Below are 19,242 nucleotides of genomic sequence, written 5' to 3' on the forward strand. Positions count from 1 at the left end.
GTAAACCTCTTCCTCCGGAGCACTGGGTGTCCTGGAGAGGCTGTCCGCGTGCCGGGCGGCTGGACTGCGGGGGTGCCGTTCCCGAGCGAGAGAGTGAGATCCGCGTGTACGCCATCGTGCGCAGCGGTGGTCGCCAGCACAAGGTTGCTGTCGGCGACATCGTTGAGGTTGACAAGATTTCCACTGCCAAGGTTGGCGACACGGTCGAGCTCTCGACCCTGCTCGTTGTCGACGGCGACGCTGTGACCAGTGACCCGTGGGTGCTGGCCGGCATCAAGGTCCAGGCCGAGGTCGTGGACCACCACAAGGGCCAGAAGATCGACATTCTGCGCTACAAGAACAAGACCGGCTACCGCCGTCGTCAGGGCCACCGCCAGCAGTACACGGCGATCAAGGTCACTGAGATCCCCGCGGCTGCGAAGTAAGGGACTGAGGAGAGATGGCACACAAGAAGGGCGCATCGTCCACCCGTAACGGTCGTGACTCCAACGCTCAGCGCCTCGGCGTGAAGCGCTTCGGTGGTCAGGTCGTCAACGCGGGCGAGATCCTGGTCCGTCAGCGCGGCACCCACTTCCACCCCGGTGCGGGCGTCGGCCGTGGCGGCGACGACACGCTGTTCGCCCTGCAGGCCGGTTCGGTGCAGTTCGGCACCCACCGTGGCCGCAAGGTCGTGAACATCGTTCCGGTCGCCTGATCGGAAGCTTTCGCGAGGCGGACCTCACTTCCCTCACGGGAAGCGGGTCCGCCTTTCGCGTGTTAGTTCTCAGAGAACACCCCGTACGTAACTGGAGGCACATCCCATGACCACCTTCGTGGACCGCGTCGAGCTGCATGTCGCCGCGGGTAACGGAGGCCACGGCTGTGCCTCCGTCCACCGTGAGAAGTTCAAGCCGCTCGGCGGGCCCGACGGCGGCAACGGCGGGCGCGGCGGGGACGTGATCCTCACCGTGGACCAGTCGATCACCACGCTGCTCGACTACCACCACTCCCCGCACCGCAAGGCCACCAACGGCAAGCCCGGCGAGGGCGGCAACCGGTCGGGGAAGGACGGGCAGGACCTGGTCCTTCCCGTGCCGGACGGCACCGTCGTCCTCGACAAGGCCGGCAACGTCCTCGCCGACCTCGTCGGCCAGGGCACCTCGTACGTCGCCGCGCAGGGCGGCCGGGGCGGGCTCGGGAACGCCGCGCTGGCGTCGGCCCGGCGCAAGGCGCCCGGCTTCGCGCTGCTCGGTGTGCCGGGGGACCTCCAGGACATCGTGCTGGAGCTGAAGACGGTCGCCGACGTGGCGCTCGTCGGGTATCCGAGCGCCGGCAAGTCCTCGCTGATCTCCGTGCTGAGCGCCGCCAAGCCGAAGATCGCGGACTACCCCTTCACGACGCTCGTGCCGAACCTCGGCGTGGTGACCGCCGGTTCGACCGTCTACACCATCGCCGACGTCCCCGGACTCATCCCGGGTGCCAGCCAGGGCAAGGGCCTGGGCCTGGAGTTCCTGCGGCACGTCGAGCGGTGCAGCGTGCTGGTGCACGTCCTGGACACCGCGACGCTGGAGTCCGACCGCGACCCCGTCTCCGACCTGGACATCATCGAGGCGGAGCTGCGGGAGTACGGCGGGCTCGACAACCGGCCGCGGATCGTCGTCCTGAACAAGATCGACGTACCGGACGGCAAGGACCTCGCCGAGATGGTGCGGCCGGACCTTCAGGCCCGTGGCTACCGGGTCTTCGAGGTGTCCGCCGTCGCGCACACCGGGCTGAAGGAGCTGTCGTTCGCGCTGGCCGAGCTGGTCGGCCAGGCACGTGCCGCGAAGCCGAAGGAAGAGGCGACGCGGATCGTGATCCGGCCGAAGGCCGTCGACGACGCCGGGTTCACCGTGACCCGCGAGGAGAGCGGCGGCGAGCCGCTGTTCCGGGTGCGCGGCGAGAAGCCCGAGCGCTGGGTGCGGCAGACCGACTTCAACAACGACGAGGCGGTCGGGTATCTCGCCGACCGGCTCAACCGGCTCGGTGTCGAAGAGGAGTTGATGAAGGCGGGGGCCCGCTCCGGTGACGGTGTCGCCATCGGCCCCGAGGAGAACGCCGTCGTCTTCGACTGGGAGCCGACCGTGATGGCCGGCGCCGAGATGCTCGGACGCCGTGGCGAGGACCATCGCTTCGAGGCGCCGCGGCCCGCCGCGCAGCGGCGACGGGACAAGCAGGCCGAGCGGGACGAGGCGACGCAGGAGTTCGACGACTTCGAGCCGTTCTGAGACAGCCGTGACTGAGGGGGCGCCGGACGTTGCCGGTGCCCTCGCCTGGGGGCCGTCGCCCTCAGGCCGCCGCCCCCGGTGGCCGGTTTGGTCAACGTCGGGAAGATCCCCGGCGAATCCCAGGGCAACCCCCTCGCTCCCCGGTGAGTCGTACTGGGCGGCGCGGACGAGGATCTTGAACCACCTCGCCGCGCACACCAACTGCCCTTCGGATTCCCGGAGTCGACGTGGTCCCAGAAAGCTCGCCCTCGCCACCGGTATCGCCCTCGGCGCGCTCACGGCACCCCGCCGTCAACGCCACCCCCGCGAACGCCCGCGCCGCCGCGCCGAGCGGCAGGCCCGCGCACGACGACTTCCACGGTGACGGCTACGCCGACCTCGCGGTCGCGGCACCCGAGGCGACCGTCGACGGCAAGGTGCGGGCCGGGTACGTCGCCGTGGTGTACGGGGCGGCGAGCGGGCAGGACACCGGCTCCCACCAGGTGGTCAGGCAGAACGCCCCCGGCGTCCCCGACTCCGCCGAGACCGACGACGGGTTCGGCGGCGCGGTCGGCAGCGCCGACCTCGACCAGGACGGATACGCGGACCTGACCGTCGGCGTCACCGGCGAGGACTCCGTCGAGGGCGGTGCCGGGACCGGGCTCGTGCAGGTCGTCCGGGGCGGGGCGGACGGGCTCTCCGGCGGGGCGGCACTGGCGTACGGACACGACACCTACGACCGGCTCAGCGCCCGGGCGCAGCTCGCCGTCGGGGACGTCGACGGCGACGGGGCCGGGGACCTGGTCGTCATCGAGGGGCTCGCCAACCCGCGGGTCGTCAAGGGCCTCTTCGGACGGGACGGTTCCACGGGCGCCGGCGAGCGGATCGTCCACGACGATTCCGATCCCCGTTTCCTGGCTCCGCCGAGCGCTCCGACGGCCGGCGACGCCTTCGGTCGCCGCACCACCCACCTGGTCGACGGCGACGGCCGCGCGGAACTCGTCGTCGCCGCACCGGGGGAGGACGCGAACGCCGGGTCGGTGTGGGTGCGGTCGACGTCGGCCGGGACCACCGCGAGCGGCTGCTTCGCCTTCGGAGCCGGGACCCTCGGCACGGTCGCGGCGAACGCGAAGCTCGGCTCCGGGTTCACCTACTGATCGACCGCCAGACCCGTTGTGGCAAGGGCACGTTCCCGTGCCGCGACGGGTCTTCTGTTGTCTCCCTAGTTGTCATGCACGCGAAGTTCGCAGTTCAGCAGCCGGACCGCCCACGGGCGTGAGCATCCGAAGTGTCCAAGAGGCCAGCGAGGCAGGGGAGTTCGTTGATGACCGGTGTTTCCGGATCCGTATCGCCCGACCGACGCCGCTTTCTGACCGCCGGAGCGGCGGTGCTGGGCGCGGCGGCGTCCGCCCAGCTGTGGCTGCCGACCGCCGCGCGGGCCGCGGAAACCCCGCTGCCCGACGGCGTGTTCAGCCTGGGCGTCGCCTCCGGTGACCCGCTGCCCGACGGCGTCGTGCTGTGGACCCGCCTCGCCCCGAACCCGCTGAACGGCGGCGGCATGCCCGACCGCGTCGTGTCCGTGGAGTGGGAGGTCGCCGAGGACGAGCGGTTCAGAAAGCCCGTGCGCCGCGGGGTCGCCCAGGCCCGGCCCGAGCTGGGGCACAGCGTCCACGTCGACGTACGACGGCTGCGCCCGGGCCGGACGTACTGGTACCGCTTCCGCGTGAGCGGACAGATCTCGCCTGTCGGCCGCACCCGCACCGCACCCCACCCGGCGAGCTCCGGTGGCCGGCTGCGCATGGCGCTGGCCTCCTGCCAGAACTGGCAGCACGGCTACTTCACGCCGTACGCCGACATGCTGGACCAGGACCCCGACTTCGTGCTGTTCGTCGGCGACTACATCTACGAGTCGACGCCGTCGGCGACGGGTGTGCGCCGGCACGAGGGCACGGGGGAGCCGTACAGCCTGGTCCAGTACCGCAACCGGTACGCCCAGTACCGCACCGACCCGGACCTCGCCGCGATGCACGCGAACGCGCCCTGGGTGGTCACCTTCGACGACCACGAGGTCGACAACGACTTCGCCGGCGACATCCCACAGGACCCGGACAAGCAGCCGCACGACGCGTTCGTGGCCCGCCTCACCGCGGCCTACCAGGCGTACTACGAGCACATGCCGGTCAGGGCGAGCGCCGTCCCGAACGGACCGCACATCCAGATGTACCGCCGCCTGGAGTTCGGCCGCCTCGCCCGGCTCAGCGTGCTGGACACCCGCCAGTACCGCAGCGACCAGGCCACCAGCCAGGAAGGCGCCCAGGACCCCTCGCTCACCATGCTCGGCGCCGGGCAGAAGCAGTGGCTGCTCGACGGACTGCGGCACTCGCCGGCCCGCTGGAACATGATCGGCTCGCAGATCATGATGGCCGAGACCGACCTCAAGGTCGGCGAGGGCAAGCTCTGGTACTACGACGCCTGGGACGGCTACCAGGCCGAACGCAACGCCCTGATGCAGGAGTTGAAGAACGTCCGCAACCCGGTCGTGTTCACCGGCGACCGCCATCTGACGATGATCAGCGACCTCAAGGAGGACTACGCCGACCCGGGCTCGGCCGTCGTGGGCGCCGAGTTCGTCGGTACGTCCGTCTCCAGCAACGGCGACCAGGACCAGGCCGCGTTCCACAAGGAGTGGGACCCGCGCGTGCCGGACAACCCGCACTGGAAGCTGCTCGACGCCCACCGCGGCTACCACCTCTTCGACATCCGCCGCGACGGCATCGACGCGCAGGTGCGGATCGTGGACACGGTGCGCCAGCAGGCGGCCACGCCGAGCACGCTGGCGAGGCTACGGGTCGAGGCGGGGCGGCCGGGCGTCGAGGTCGTGTGACCCCGTAGCGCTCGGACGCTCCACAAGTCCCGTGACGGCTGGTGGGGGACCTGGGACTCATCCGTGTCCCAGGTCACTCTCAGCACAGTCTCAGGAAGCCCTCTTACCGTCCTCTGACCATGGAGACGGACTGTACGAGAGATGAGTCCCCGGCCCACGGCGGCGTGATCACCCCGCTGCCCACCGGGACCCGGCTGCTGCACATCGGCCCGCACAAGACGGGCACCACCTCGATCCAGGGTGCCCTGTTCGCGGCGAGGGACGAGATGGCCCGGCACGGTGTCGCGTGGCCTGCCACCACCCGGCACCCCATGGAGGCGGTCCTGGCCGCCTGCGCCCGCCCCGGGATGATGGGCGACACCGCGCCGACCGAGCGGCACTGGGAGCGGTTCCTCGAGCAGGTGCGCGCCACCGGCCGGAGCACCTCCGTGATCAGCAGTGAGTTCTTCGCCGACGCCCCCGAAGGCGACACGATCGGGCGGATCGTCGAGCGGCTCGGCGGCGACCGCGTGCACGTCCTGGTCACGCTGCGCCCGCTGGCGCGGATCATGCCCTCGCAGTGGCAGCAGTACGTGCAGAACGGTCTGCGCATGGGCTACGGGGACTGGCTGGAGCACATGCTCAGGAAGCCGCCGTACGAGAAGCCCAACCCCAGCTTCTGGCACCGGCACCGGCACGACCGGCTCGTCGAGCGATGGGTCCGGGTGGTCGGCCCGGAGCGGGTCACCGTCGTCGTGGTCGACGACCGCGACCGGGAGGGCCTGATGCGTGTCTTCGAGGCACTGCTGGGACTGCCCGCGCGGCTGCTGAACCCCGTTCCGGACACGGCGAATCGCTCGCTCACCCGCGCCGAGACCGAAATGCTGCGGAATCTTAATAAGGAATTCCGCGCCAATGAACTGCCCGCGGAGCTCTATTCACGGCTCGTCCGGAACGGCGCTGTGATGCATATGAAGAACACGTGCACCCCCGGTCCCAAAGACGTGAAGATCCGGACCCCGCAGTGGGCCGTCGAGGCCGCCGCCGAGATCGGTGCGGAGATCGCGGAGCGTATTGACGGGACGGGCGTACGGGTCATCGGCGACATGCGCCTTTTGTCCGCAGTGCAGTTGGCCGCCGCGCAGGGCTGCGCGCCCCGGTCCGACCAGGAGCCGCGCATCGCCCCGGAGGCTGCGGCGCAGGCGCTCTACGGGGCTCTCGCGGCAGTGGCCGCCGCACCCGCACGGCACACCGGGGCCGCCGGGTCGCGCACCGTTCACCGGACGTCGTCGAAGGAACTCGTGCGGGTACTCGGCCATCGTTGCCTCAAGCGGCTACGGCTTCGCTGAGCCTGTGCCGTTACTCACAGCAATTAACGTGAACCGCCGGAGGGCCTCTCTGCAATGACCATGCGTACAAGGTGAATGACAGGTTGCGCGCACATATGCGGCCGGGGACGCTCACCTTGCACTGCGGTAACCCCAAGTGGGACCATTTCCAAGTTCCCAGTCGCCACAAGGTAGGTCACCTGTGTCCCAGCACATAGCCAAGCCCCGTACCACCGCAGTGATCCTGGCCGGTGGTACCGGTCAGCGCGTGGGTCTGTCGATCCCCAAGCAGCTGCTGAAGATCGCCGGCAAGGCAGTCATCGAGCACACGCTGACCACCTTCGAGAAGGCGGACTCGATCGACGACGTCATCGTGCTGATGGCGCCCGGTTATGTACCGGACATCGAGAAGATCGTCGCAAAGGCCGGATTCACGAAGGTCAAGAAGATCATCGAGGGCGGCTCGACCCGGAACGAGACCACCGAGCGCGCCATCGACGCCCTCGGCGAGGGACTGGCCGAGGGCGAGGACCTCAACGTCCTCTTCCACGACGCCGTACGCCCCCTGCTGTCACAGCGCGTGATCGACGACTGTGTCGTGGCGCTGGAGCGGTTCCAGGCCGTCGACGTCGCCATCCCGTCCGCGGACACCATCATCGTCACGCGCACGCACGGCGAGGACGGCGAGTTCATCACCGAGATCCCGGACCGCTCCCGGCTGCGCCGCGGCCAGACGCCGCAGGCGTTCAAGCTGTCCACGATCAAGCGGGCCTACGAGGTGGCCGCCGGCGACCCCAACTTCCAGGCCACGGACGACTGTTCCGTCGTGCTCAAGTACCTGCCGGACGTGCCGATCCACGTCGTCGCGGGTGACGAGTACAACATGAAGGTCACCCAGCCCGTCGACGTCTTCATCGCCGACAAGCTGTTCCAGCTGGCCTCCACCGCCACTCCCGAGCAGGTCAGCGAGGAGACCTACCGCGAGCTGCTCACCGGCAAGACCGTCGTCGTCTTCGGCGGCAGCTACGGCATCGGCAAGGACATCGCCGAACTCGCCGAGTCCTACGGCGCCAAGGTGTACGCGCTGGGCCGCTCCACCACCGGCACCCACGTGGAGAACCCGGAGGAGGTCGACGACGCGCTGTCCAAGGCGTACGCCGAGACCGGCCGCATCGACTACGTCGTCAACACCGCCGGCGTGCTGCGCATAGGCAAGCTCGCCGAGACCGACAACGCCACCATCGAGGAGGCGCTGAAGGTCAACTACCTGGCCCCGGTGCAGATCGCGCGCTCCTCGTACAAGTACCTGTCCGAGACCAAGGGCCAGTTGCTGCTGTACACCTCCAGCAGCTACACCCGCGGTCGCGCCGAGTACAGCCTGTACTCCTCCACCAAGGCGGCCATGGTGAACCTCACCCAGGCCCTGTCCGACGAGTGGGCCGGTGACGGCATCCGCGTCAACTGCATCAACCCGGAGCGCACCGCCACCCCCATGCGCACCAAGGCCTTCGGCCAGGAGCCCGCGGGCAGCCTGCTCTCCTCCGAGGCCGTCGCCCGGACCTCCCTCGACGTGCTGCTCTCCGAGCTGACCGGCCATGTGATCGACGTCCGCCAGCAGGACCCGACGGCCCCCGCCGGAAAGGCGTCCGGCTTCGAGCAGGCGCTGGCCAGTGTTCTGGACCGCCAGGACGGCATGGCATAATCATCAGTTAATAGCCTTATGGAATTCAGGCCTCTGCGATTCTTCGTTCACGAAGAATTCACAGGGGCCTGAGTCCTTCCCCCTTCAGACCGGCCCCTCTCCCTGAGCAGGTTCTCCGTGATATCCACCGCTATTCGCGTCGCCCGGGTGGGCAGCGCGGCCGAGCTGGCCGCGGCGGCCTTCATGATGCTGGGCTTCCCGGCACTCATGCTGGCCGCGCTCGTCCCGAGCGTCCCCGCCTTCGCGGCCGCGGCCGCCGTGACGTACCTGGCGGACCACTATCTGCACCGCAAGAGCAGCTATCTGGTCAACCGCCTCAGCAAGGTGCGGGCAGGTCTGTCGATCCGGTTCCTGATCAGACAGCTCCTGCTGATCCTGTTGCTGGCCCGGCTCGGCCTCGCGGACGACCTGATCTACTACGGCGCCATCGCCTGCTTCATCGCCTTCTACGGCCTCCAGGCCCCGCACGGCGCGCTGGTCACCCTGATCCGCAACCGCCGCCGTATGCCGGTCGCCACCCGCAACATCGACCTCGCCTCGCGCATCCGCATCCCGGACGCCCCGCCGCGCGCCCTGCTGCACCGCTCCGCCGAGAAGATGCTGCACCTCGACCTCGCCGCCGTCGCCGGCATCCTCGTCTCGGCGACCCTGGAGTCGGCCGTGGCCGGCTTCGCCGGCATCGGCATCACGGTCGGCGTGGGCTGCCTGTACGTGCTGGCGCTCGTCCCCTACGTCCGCGGCGCGAAGATCCCGCCGAACGCGGACAAGGTCCTGGCCGCCGTCGACGCCTGGCTGGCCGAGTACCGGCCCGAGACGGTGCTGTACTTCTCCGGCTCCAAGGACTCCGCCTACCAGGTCAACATGTGGCTGGAGACCATGGAGCAGCTGGACTCCAGGCCGCTGATCATCCTGCGTGAGCGGGCCATCCTGAACAACCTGGCCCCCACCACGGTCCCCGTCATCTGCGTGCCCGGCGGTGTGCACCTGATGAACCTGGACCTGTCCAACGTGCGCGTCGCGCTGTACGCGGCCAACGTCGGCAAGAACATCCACCTGCTGCGCGTCCCCACCATGAAGCACGTCTTCATCGGCCACGGCGACAGCGACAAGCTGGCCAGCGTCAACCCGTACAGCAAGGTCTACGACGAGGTGTGGACCGCCGGCCGCGCGGGCCGCGACCGCTACGCCATAGCCGACGTCGGCGTCCGCGACGACGACATCGTCGAGGTCGGCCGCCCGCAGCTGGCGCCGATCCAGGGCTGGAGCGGGGTGCCGGACGGCCGTGTCCCGACCGTCCTGTACGCGCCGACCTGGGAGGGCTGGGACGGCAACCCCGGCAACACCTCTATCGTGCTCGCCGGTGAGAACATCGTGAAGAAGCTGGTCAAGGCCGACCCGCCGGTCCGCGTCCTGTACAAGCCGCACCCCTTCACCGGCACCGTCAGCAAGGCGGCCGGCGCCGCGCACCGCCGGATCACCGCCCTGGTCGAGAAGGCCGCCGCCGAGCGCGCCGCCGACCCGCGCTTCACCGCCGACACCGCCGCGCAGACCGCCGCCAAGGCAGAGCTGGCCCGCATCGAGGCCCGCCTCGCCGAGCTGGCCGGCAAGGCCGGCGGCAACGGCAAGGGCGGCGACGAGGCCGAGGCCACCCGCGACGGGCTGGTCGACGTGGCCCGGCACGAGGAGGTCGCCCGGCTGCGCGCCGAGTGGAACGCCGCGTACTGGCGTTCCTTCGGCGGCCATGAGCACCGCGTCATCACGGGTGCCGAGCCGCGTCTGTACGACTGCTTCAACGTCTCCGACGCGATGGTCTCCGACATCTCCAGCGTGGTCTCCGACTTCATCGCCAGCGGCAAGCCGTACGCCGTGACGGACTCCGCCGAGGTGGGCGTGGAGGAGTTCAAGCGGCAGAACACCGCGGTGCGCGCGGCGACGATCCTGTCCAACAGCGCGGCCGAGCTGGGCGAGCTGCTGGACGCCGTACGGGACCCGGCGGCCGACCCGCTGGCCGAGGACCGGGGCGAACTCAAGCGGTATCTGCTCGGCCCGGACGAGCCGACGTCCATCGACCAGTTCAACACCGCCGTGGCGAACCTCGCGATCAAGGCGGAGGCGCGCAACGTCGGCCAGGAGTCACGGGCGGCGGCCGGAGCCGCCGAGGCCCTGCCGGGGGGCGTGCCCGCCCAGCGGGTCGTGACGGCGGAGGACGACGTGACCGCCTGACCCCGCGGAACGACCGACGGCGCGGCCCCCGAGGAACCAGTCCTCGGGGGCCGCGCCGTTTCTGACGGGCCTCTTACCTTGCCCGATTGACGTAATCCCATGTCAGTTGATCTTTGTGATGTGGGTCACGAAAACACAGGTTCTAGGCAACCGGTTGCACCCCTCGGCCGTCTATCAGGTAGCCAAGAGGCGATACGGGGGAGATATCCCGTTAACAAGGGGGAAACGTGACCGCTGCGCAGCCTGATGTGAGCGTGATCATCGGGGCGTACGAAGCGATGCCGTATCTGGTCGAGTGCCTGGCATCCGTCGAGGCACAGACCATCGACCCGGAGCGCATCGAGGTCATCGCCGTCGACGACGGTTCGACGGACGGGACGGGTGAGTGCCTGGAGGAGTTCGCGGCCCGGGTGGCGATGCCCGTGACCGTGATCCGCCAGGAGAACTCCGGCGGGCCCAGCGGCCCGCGCAACGTCGGCCTGGGCAAGGCGTCCGGGCGGTACGTCTTCTTCCTGGACGCCGACGACCGGCTGGGCCCCGAGGCCCTGCAGCGCATGGTCGCGATGGCGGACAAGAACGGCACGGATGTCGTGCTCGGCAAGGTCGAGGGCGTCAACCGCACCGCGCCCAAGTCGATGTGGGGCAAGACGCTGGACCGCACCGACGTCTACTCCTCCAACATCAAGTTCACGCTGAGCGCGCAGAAGCTGTTCCGCCGCGAGCTGCTGACCCGGCACAACATGCGCTTCGACGAGTCCCTGTTCACCGGCGAGGACGCGCTGTTCACGATGGAGGCCTATCTGCGGGCCGACGGCGTCTCCGTCATCGCCGACTACACCTGCTACTACCTGGTCGGCCGCGACGACGGCAAGCACGTGACGAAGAGCGGCGGCTACACCCTGCGCTTCGACTCCGCGCGCGCCCTGATGAGCCTGATAGCCGAGCTCGTACCCGCCGGCGACCGCCGCGACCTGCTCATGGTCCGCCCGTTCCTCATCACCCTGCTCCCGCAGTTCGGGCCCGTGTACGCCAGGGACAGCGAGAAGGTCAGGCAGCACAAGCTGGAACTGGCGGGGCCCCTCATGGACGCCTACTGGACGCCGGACATCGCCCGCCGCCTCAAGGTCGGGGAACGGCTTCGGCTGCACCTGGTCGCCGCCCAGCGCGCCGACCTCCTGCTGCCCGTCGTGGAGTTCGTCAAGGCCAAGAAGCAGGCGGCGGCCCTCCTGGAGAAGAAGGGCCGCCGGGTCTACCTCGTCTACCCGCACTTCCGGGACCGGGCGGCGGGGATACCCGACTCCGTGTACCTCGCCGAACCCCGCGAGGCCCGTGCCTTCCACGGGTACCGCGAGGGCGGCGCGGACTCGTTCCTGCGGCGTGCGGCGGGCAAGGCGCGCCGGGTGCTGAGGGCCTCGGGTGGGGCTACGCCGGGTGGGGCTACGCCGGGTGGGCGGGCCGCCGCGGCGTGACGGACCGCCGCTGATCGGGGATCTCCGGGGTCTCCGCCGCCAGCCGCTCGGCCATCCGGGCCCGGTGCTCCAGCGCCGCCGAACACAGCGACTGCACGGCCTCGTTGAAGCGCACCTGCGACGTCGGCTCGTCCGGCCCCAGCAGGTGACGCTTCAACTCCTCCCGCGCCTCGACCAGTTCGTCCTTCTCCGGGTGCCGCACCGCGTCCAGCAGCTCCGGCACCCCGGCGGCGTCCGGCGTCAGCACGGTCGCCGCGCGCACGGTCGGGAAGGCCTTGCGGAACACGTCCTCCGCGAGGCCGCTGGTGTTCGCCACGGCATAGGGCTTCCCGCTCGCCAGGAAGTCGCTGATCACGCTCGACACATCGCTGACCAGCAGGTCCGCCTGGTTGTAGCAGGCGTACAGCGTGGGCCGGACGTCGGTGACGATCTGGTGCTCCCACTCGGGCAGCGACGCCCAGTACGCCTCCTCCCAGGCTGCCGTGGCCCGCGCCACCGCCTCCGCCCGCCCCGGCTCCGGCGCCGACTGGAGCAGCATCCGCTCCACCTGGTCGGCACTCGCCCGCCCGGCGATCGCGGTCAGCCGGTCCAACTCGGCGGTCAGCCGGGCGAGTTCCTCGCCTCCGCCCGGCCGCTCCCCGGTCCGCTCCCGGTTCGCCGCCCTGATCAGCTCACGGATCCGCAGATCGGCCGCCCCGGCCCGCGGATCCACGGACCCCGTCAGCGGGTGCGGCTTGTACAGCAGCCGTACGCCCGGGTCCGCGAGCAGCGCGCGCACGAGGTTCTCACCGGCCTCGATCACCGAGGTGTTGCCGGGATTGCCGTCCCAGCCCTCCCAGGTCGGCGCGTACAGGACGGTCGTGCACGCCCCGGTCGGCGCGCCCTCGTACGGCCGTACGCCGTCCAGCTGCGGGCGGCCGATCTCCACCACGTCCTTGTCCTCGACCCCGACCTCGGCGTACGCGTACCGCTCGCGCGCCGCCGGACCGGCCACCCACACCTCGTCGTAGGCCTTCGCGTACGGGTTGCAGGACGACAGCTTGTCGCTCTCCCCGTGGTTGACGAAGGTGTGCTTGAGCGTGGGGATGCGCAGGACCTGGGAGGTCTTGCCGGAGTTCGAGGGGTGGATGAGGACCTGCAGCGAGGACTCCTCCAGCCGCATCAGCGTGGAGACCTTCGGCAGACACAGGATCGGGACGTCGGTCGGCGCGATCTTCTGCACCATGAACCGCTCCCGCAGCACGATCAGCGGCCGGCCCTCCAGCTTCGCCAGCGGCTCCAGCCACATGTTCGCCTGGTACGCCGAGGACGCGCCGCCGGAGAAGTAGAGCCCGACCGTCGGCCGGTACTCCGCCAGCCAGGCGTCCAGCCACTCCAGGGCCTCCCGCTCGCTCGCCGGGCGACGGCTCGGCAGCAGCCGTACGACGAGGTCGTACAGGCCGAGGAGGGCGAGCCCCAGGGAGAGCGCGACACCGAGGGCACCGCAGCGCGGGTCGTCGGTGGCCGCCGTGGCGAGCAGGCCCGCGGTGGCCGGGAGGCCGAAGACCAGCAGCCGGTGGGCGGGGCGGCGCAGCAGGACCGACGGGGCGGCGGACAGACGCAGAGCGGAGGCGTCGATGTTACGGGTGACCACCGGCAGCGTGCGGGTGCGGCGGACCAGCACCGAGACCGCCTGGATCGCGCAGTGCAGGGCGTAGAAGGCGAGCAGCCCGGCGACGAGCGGCGTGTACAGCGTCTCCCGGTGCTGCTCGCCGAGCCGCAGCAGCGCCACGACCAGCAGCAGGTCCCGCAGCACATGCCGCACGGTGATGTCCGCGTGCGACTTGGCGAACACCGACAGCACACCGCGGTGCCAGCGGTACAGCACGCCCTCGACGGCCAGGGACACGACCGTCGCGGCGAGCAGCAGCGGGACGTGCGGGCGCAGCGCCGCCACGGCCTGGGCGCAGAAGGACGCGGCCAGCAGAGCCGTGACGAGTGCTCTGGCCGGGATGCGGGGCAGGGGTACGGGCAACGCGGTCACTCCAAGGTCGGCGCGGACGTCGTGCGCCCGGGTTAACGCGCGGCGGCCTGCAGACGACACGCATGTGTCCCGGGGGTCCCGGAGCGGGCGCGGACGGTCTCCGCCCGCCTGTCCGGGGGCTGGAATCCCCGCGCGCCGAACGATCCACTTCGCGTAGATTGCCGAGCAGGCAACCCGATGGACGCGAGGGGAAAGAGCACAGGTGGCAGGGGCAAGGCAGGGTGTGCGCGAGGCCCGCAGGATCGTCGTCAAGGTGGGCTCCTCGTCGCTGACCACCGCGTCCGGCGGCCTGGACGCCGACCGGGTGGACGCGCTCGTCGACGTCCTCGCCAAGAGCCGCAGCGGCGGGGAGAAGGAGGTCGTCCTCGTCTCCTCCGGCGCCATCGCCGCCGGACTCGCCCCGCTGGGCCTGCGCCGCCGCCCCAAGGACCTGGCCCGCCAGCAGGCCGCCGCCAGCGTCGGTCAGGGCCTGCTCGTCGCCCGCTACACCGCGTCCTTCGCCCGGCACGGCGTCCGTGTCGGCCAGGTGCTGCTGACCAGCGACGACATGAGCCGCCGCGCCCACCACCGCAATGCCTCGCGCACCCTCGACAAGCTCCTCGCGATGGGCGCCTTCCCGATCGTCAACGAGAACGACACCGTCGCCACCGACGAGATCCGCTTCGGCGACAACGACCGCCTCGCCGCCCTCGTCGCGCACCTCGTCCGCGCCGACCTGCTGGTCCTGCTGTCCGACGTGGACGGCGTGTACGACGGCGACCCCAGCAAGCCGGGTACCTCGCGGATAGCCGAGGTGCGCGGGCCGGAGGATCTGGCGCACGTCGAGATCGGCAGCACGGGCAAGGCCGGCGTCGGCACCGGCGGCATGGTCACCAAGGTCGAGGCGGCCCGGATCGCGGCCGCCGCCGGTATCCCCGTGGTCCTGACCAGCGCGATCCACGCGGCCGAGGCACTGCACGGCGGCGACACCGGTACCTACTTCCACGCCACCGGCAAGCGCTCCGCCGACCGTCTGCTCTGGCTCCAGCACGCGTCGACCCCACAGGGCTCGCTGACGCTGGACGACGGCGCGGTCCGGGCGGTCGTCGAACGCCGCAAGTCGCTGCTGCCGGCCGGCATCGCCGCCGTCGAGGGCGACTTCAGCGCGGGCGACCCCGTCGAACTGCGGGACACCGCCGGGCGCGCCGTCGCACGCGGGCTCGTCAACTTCGACGCCAAGGAGATTCCGCAACTGCTCGGCCGTTCGACACGGGAGCTGGCGCGGGAGCTGGGCGCGGAGTACGAGCGCGAGGTCGTGCACCGGGACGACCTGGTGATCCTGGAGCCGTAGCCACCTCGGTGAGCCGACGCCGGCCCGGCGTCCTCCAGCCGAAAACGGGGGGAACGCCCCGCTTCAAACGTCGCCCTGAGGTGGACGTTCCGCGCTGCATTGCCCGGGGGTCAACCCCCGGACCCCCGGCCGAAAACGGGGGGAACGCCCCGCTTCAAACGTCGCCCTGAGGTGGACGTTCCGCAAAACCGCCCCGCGAGCACTTGCGGCCTGCTCAACTTTGTCTCAGGGACATTCCGTACGACCACTGAGTCGGTCACTGCGTAAAGGAGGCCGTCGTGAGACGAGTGCGCCCTGGGACGGCGTCCCGCAGTGCCGGTGGGGCCTCGTCCCGCGCGGCCGGTGAGGAGCGCGCCTTGACGAGCGTGGCAGCCGGGGGCCGGTACGAGGAGCCCAAGGACCTGCCCCGTCTGTGGCACGTCACCCTCAGCGTCTCCGGTCAGGAGGCCCCGCTGCAGGAGGTGCGGCGCGCCCTCGAACAGCTCGCCCACGACCACCCCTTTCTGCTGACCAGCCGGTACGCGGGCGACCACGCCGAGATCCGCTACTGGGAGGAGGCCCGCGACCTGCACGACGCGGCCGCCGTCGCCCTGCGCCTGTGGGGCGAGCACCGGCAGAGCGCGGGGCTGCCGCCCTGGGAGATCGTCGGCCTGGAGGTCATCGACCGCGAGACCTACCACCAGCGGATCGCGGAGGGGTACGGGCTGCCCCCGGCGAGCCCGGTGGGAGTGCATCCCTACTGACCGGCCTCGTGCGACCTGATCGACCGGCCTTGTGACCTGCGGTGCTCGTCTCGGGGTTTGGAACGAGCGCTGAACCGGCCTCGCAGTCGCACTACCCTTCTTTCATGACCACGCTCTCGCCGTTCGACTCCATGTCCCCGGTCAACCGGGCCGCCTACCGCGCCAAGTCCGCCGCCGCCGACCTCGCCCCGCTGCCGCGGGCCGAGAAGGACGACGCGCTGCTCGCCATCGCGGACGCGCTGGAGGTCCGTACGAGCGAAATCGTCGAGGCCAACGCCAAGGACATCGCCAAGGCCCGGGAGGCCGGCACCAGCGAGGCGATCATCGACCGGCTGACGCTGACCCCGGAGCGCGTGCGGGCCATCGCCTCCGACGTGCGGGACGTCGTCGCGCTGCCCGACCCGGTCGGCGAGGTCGTCCGCGGTTCCACCCTCCCCAACGGCATCGACCTGCGCCAGGTCCGCGTCCCGCTGGGCGTCGTCGGGATCATCTACGAGGCCCGCCCGAACGTCACCGTGGACGCCGCCGCCCTCTGTCTGAAGTCCGGCAACGCCGTCCTGCTGCGCGGCTCGGCCTCGGCGTACGAGTCGAACTCGGCACTCGTCCGGGTGATCCGCGACGCCGTCGGCGGGGCCGGGCTGCCCGCCGACGCCGTGCAGCTGGTACCGGGGGAGAGCCGCGAGAGCGTGCGCGAGCTGATGCGGGCCCGCGGCCTGGTCGACGTGCTGATCCCGCGCGGCGGAGCCTCGCTGATCCAGACCGTCGTCACCGAGTCCATCGTCCCGGTGATCGAGACCGGCACCGGCAACTGCCACGTCTACGTCGACGCCCACGCCGACCTCGACATGGCGATCGAGATCCTGATCAACTCCAAGGCCCAGCGCGTCAGTGTCTGCAACGCCGCCGAGACGCTCCTGGTCCACCAGGACATCGCCCCCGAGTTCCTGCCGCGCGCCCTGGACGCCCTCGCGGAGGCCGGCGTCACGGTGCACGCCGACGAGCGGGTGATGGCCTACGCCAAGGACTCCAAGGCGACGGTCGTCGAGGCCACGACCGAGGACTGGGAGACGGAGTACCTGTCGTACGACATCGCCGCCGCGGTGGTCGACTCCCTCGACAAGGCTGTCGAGCACATCCGGCTGTGGACCTCCGGCCACACCGAGGCCATCGTCACCACCTCGCAGCAGGCCGCCCGCCGGTTCACCCAGCTGGTCGACTCCACGACGGTCGCCGTGAACGCCTCCACCCGCTTCACCGACGGCGGCCAGTTCGGCTTCGGCGCGGAGATCGGCATCTCCACCCAGAAGCTGCACGCCCGAGGGCCGATGGGGCTGCCCGAGCTGACCAGCACCAAGTACATCGTCACCGGGGACGGGCACGTACGGCGCTGAGCAATCCCCCGCGCCGGGGGCGCGCCCCGCTGACAGGGGGCGCGTCGGAGCGCCGTTCGGCGCGGGGTGCACCCGAGGTGTCTCGCCAGCTGGATGAATTTCCATACCGTCTGCCCAAATTGACCCCCCACGACTACTCTGGATCCGTGCCGGAGGACGTGGGGGGCACGCCGTTCCCTGACGGCTGGGAGCCCGACGACGACCACGACCGCGGGGTGTCGGACGAAGAGTTCGCCTCCGTGGTCTTCGACGAGGCCTTCGTGCGGGCGGCCGTGGTGCACGAGCCGACCGCCGTGGAGCGCCTCCTTGCCGCCGCCCAGGCCAGAGCGGAGGCCTCCGAGGCCGAGGCCCGCCGGGCACACGGCCGGGGCGAGCGATACGACGAGGGGTACGGTCGCGACGGCCGCACCGCTTTCGGCCATGATCCCGAGCTGGACGATCTGGACGACCCGGACATCCTCGAAGATCGTTACGGTGCTCCCGGGACGTACGGCAAACAGGTCCGCTGGCACCGTCCCGTCGCCTGGATGCTCGCCCTCGTCATGGGCATCGGCATGGTCGCGCTGGCCTTCACGGCGGTCTACCGGGGCGCCTCCTCGAACAGCAGGGACCAGGTTCCGCCGCCGGCGTCCACGGGCCTCGAACAGGGCAGGGAGGCGTCGCCCTCGGCATCCGCCGACTACTCCCAGCCGGCCGTCTCGGCGACACCGCGCAGGCCCTGACCGGAACCCGACCCAGGGCCTGAGCACTACCCAGGGCAGCCTTCCCGTCCTGGTGAGAACCTGTCAGAACTTGTCGTGTACCAGGGCGTTTACCTGACCTCCCGGCGACCTACCCTGAAGATATGGGAGGGCCAGGAGACCCACCTGAGGGGACACCCGAGGGCAGCCCCGGAGGTGGCGAGGACGAGTACCGATCCGTCGTCTTCGACGAGTCGTTCGTCCGTGCTGCCCGCCTCCAGGAGTTCTCCGCGCAGGAGCGCATGGCCGACCACGCGCCCGCCGTACGCCGCCGCGCGCCGATGCGTCGGGGGCTGTCCCGGCAGGCGCTGGTCCTGGTCCTGCTGATCGCCGTGGCCTTCGGTACGGCGATCTACATGGGTGTACGGCACCCCTACCAGACCCCCGCGAACTCCGGGCCGCCCGCCGAGCCGCTGCGCATGACCGTCATCCCGCTCGCCCCGCAGGGCGAGGTGCCCGGGGCGACCGATCCGGAGTACCTGTACGCGCACAGTCCCGCCGCCCAGTTCCGCATCGGCGCCGAGGGCATCCCGCTGCCGCCCGCGCGGCGCACCGCGCACTTCTCGGACAGTCAGGTGACGAACGCGCTGAGCATCGCGAAGGACTACATCGTGCGGTCCGCGCTGTATCCGGAGGTGCTGACCGGCGAACAGATCCGTCCGGTGCGGGTGCTGCTGGATCCCGACCAACTGGACCAGTTCGATCAGAGCTTCGGGCATCCGGCCGCGGACGGGCGGCATGCGCCGACCGGGTGGCTGGTTCGCTTCGACGCCTCCCAGGCCGAGCTGGCCGATCGCAAGGTCCGGGTGCAGGGCACGCTCCAGGCGGCGGAGACCGACTCCGCGACGCTGGAGGTCACGGCCGATCACACGTTCGTGTACGCGTTGCGGGCCGCGGAAGCGGGGGAGAAGGCAGGCGAGGCCTCGCTCTTCACCGTGCGGCGGGAGCTGCACTTCCGCTTCGACCGCGAGGACCTGCGGCTGCGCCAGGCCCAGCTGGTCGTCTCCTACGTCCAGGCGGGGCCGCTGTCCTGTGCCGAGGACTCGACGAACCGGCTGCACCCGCTTCTGGCGGGGCAGACGGCCAAGGAGGGCGGACCAGCGGGGACCGACCCGTACGCCACGGGTGGGGCTACGGCGCTGTGCGGGTCGTTGGCGGTGGGGTCACAGCCGAAGGTCTGAGCCGCGTGCTCAGCCCCTCCGGCG

Annotated in this window: 15 protein-coding genes; 14 read left to right on the forward strand and 1 reads right to left on the reverse strand. The window is 70.7% G+C overall.

The window, feature by feature from the left end; translation table 11 throughout:
* Positions 1-104: 104 nt before the first annotated feature.
* From rplU to ACFZBP_RS16860, 9 genes are all read left to right on the forward strand, one after another.
* Complete coding sequence (rplU, locus tag ACFZBP_RS16820; protein WP_004931419.1) at positions 105-425, forward strand: 50S ribosomal protein L21; 321 nt, start codon at positions 105-107, stop codon at positions 423-425.
* Positions 426-439: 14 nt separating this feature from the next.
* Positions 440-694: a 50S ribosomal protein L27 gene (rpmA, locus tag ACFZBP_RS16825; RefSeq protein WP_010041940.1), complete on the forward strand. Its 255-nt coding sequence runs from the start codon at positions 440-442 to the stop codon at positions 692-694.
* A 106-nt stretch (positions 695-800) separates the two neighbouring features.
* On the forward strand, positions 801-2,246 hold the full coding sequence (gene obgE / locus ACFZBP_RS16830; protein WP_383451140.1) for a GTPase ObgE: 1,446 nt from the start codon (positions 801-803) through the stop codon (positions 2,244-2,246).
* A 227-nt stretch (positions 2,247-2,473) separates the two neighbouring features.
* Positions 2,474-3,382, forward strand: a complete 909-nt coding sequence (locus tag ACFZBP_RS16835; protein WP_391413781.1) for an FG-GAP repeat protein — start codon at positions 2,474-2,476, stop codon at positions 3,380-3,382.
* Positions 3,383-3,549: 167 nt separating this feature from the next.
* Entirely contained in the window at positions 3,550-5,109 is a 1,560-nt protein-coding gene (locus ACFZBP_RS16840; protein WP_383451135.1) for an alkaline phosphatase D family protein, read from the forward strand.
* A gap of 119 nt (positions 5,110-5,228) precedes the next feature.
* Positions 5,229-6,437 carry a hypothetical protein gene (locus tag ACFZBP_RS16845; RefSeq protein ID WP_391413783.1) on the forward strand — a complete coding sequence of 403 codons (1,209 nt, stop codon included), beginning with the start codon at positions 5,229-5,231 and terminating at the stop codon, positions 6,435-6,437.
* A 181-nt stretch (positions 6,438-6,618) separates the two neighbouring features.
* Positions 6,619-8,118, forward strand: coding sequence for an SDR family NAD(P)-dependent oxidoreductase (locus tag ACFZBP_RS16850; protein WP_383451129.1), 1,500 nt, complete (start codon positions 6,619-6,621; stop codon positions 8,116-8,118).
* 117 nt (positions 8,119-8,235) lie between these two features.
* Positions 8,236-10,341 (forward strand): hypothetical protein, encoded by a 2,106-nt coding sequence (locus ACFZBP_RS16855; protein ID WP_383451127.1) that lies wholly within the window; start codon positions 8,236-8,238, stop codon positions 10,339-10,341.
* Positions 10,342-10,568: 227 nt separating this feature from the next.
* Entirely contained in the window at positions 10,569-11,810 is a 1,242-nt protein-coding gene (locus ACFZBP_RS16860) for a glycosyltransferase (protein WP_391413786.1), read from the forward strand.
* On the opposite strand, the gene ACFZBP_RS16865 is transcribed toward ACFZBP_RS16860, so the two are convergent.
* Positions 11,779-13,824 (reverse strand): hypothetical protein, encoded by a 2,046-nt coding sequence (locus tag ACFZBP_RS16865; RefSeq protein ID WP_391413788.1) that lies wholly within the window; start codon positions 13,822-13,824, stop codon positions 11,779-11,781. The two genes, ACFZBP_RS16860 and ACFZBP_RS16865, sit on opposite strands and share 32 nt — an antisense overlap.
* A 211-nt stretch (positions 13,825-14,035) precedes the next feature.
* On the opposite strand from ACFZBP_RS16865, the gene proB reads away from it, so the two are divergent.
* The 5 genes from proB (at position 14,036) to ACFZBP_RS16890 (ending at position 19,218) form a co-directional block, all read left to right on the forward strand.
* Complete coding sequence (gene proB, locus ACFZBP_RS16870; protein ID WP_391413790.1) at positions 14,036-15,163, forward strand: glutamate 5-kinase; 1,128 nt, start codon at positions 14,036-14,038, stop codon at positions 15,161-15,163.
* A gap of 287 nt (positions 15,164-15,450) precedes the next feature.
* The gene (locus tag ACFZBP_RS16875) at positions 15,451-15,906 is read left to right on the forward strand and encodes a hypothetical protein (RefSeq protein WP_383451566.1); all 456 of its coding nucleotides are present in this window, start codon (positions 15,451-15,453) and stop codon (positions 15,904-15,906) included.
* Between the two features lie 104 nt (positions 15,907-16,010).
* Positions 16,011-17,297 (forward strand): glutamate-5-semialdehyde dehydrogenase, encoded by a 1,287-nt coding sequence (locus tag ACFZBP_RS16880; RefSeq protein ID WP_391413793.1) that lies wholly within the window; start codon positions 16,011-16,013, stop codon positions 17,295-17,297.
* A 119-nt stretch (positions 17,298-17,416) separates the two neighbouring features.
* Positions 17,417-18,019: a hypothetical protein gene (locus tag ACFZBP_RS16885; RefSeq protein ID WP_391413795.1), complete on the forward strand. Its 603-nt coding sequence runs from the start codon at positions 17,417-17,419 to the stop codon at positions 18,017-18,019.
* 122 nt (positions 18,020-18,141) lie between these two features.
* Complete coding sequence (locus tag ACFZBP_RS16890; RefSeq protein WP_391413798.1) at positions 18,142-19,218, forward strand: hypothetical protein; 1,077 nt, start codon at positions 18,142-18,144, stop codon at positions 19,216-19,218.
* Positions 19,219-19,242 lie beyond the last annotated feature (24 nt).

The sequence above is a fragment of the Streptomyces sp. NPDC008086 genome (assembly GCF_042957325.1).
GTDB lineage: Bacteria > Actinomycetota > Actinomycetes > Streptomycetales > Streptomycetaceae > Streptomyces.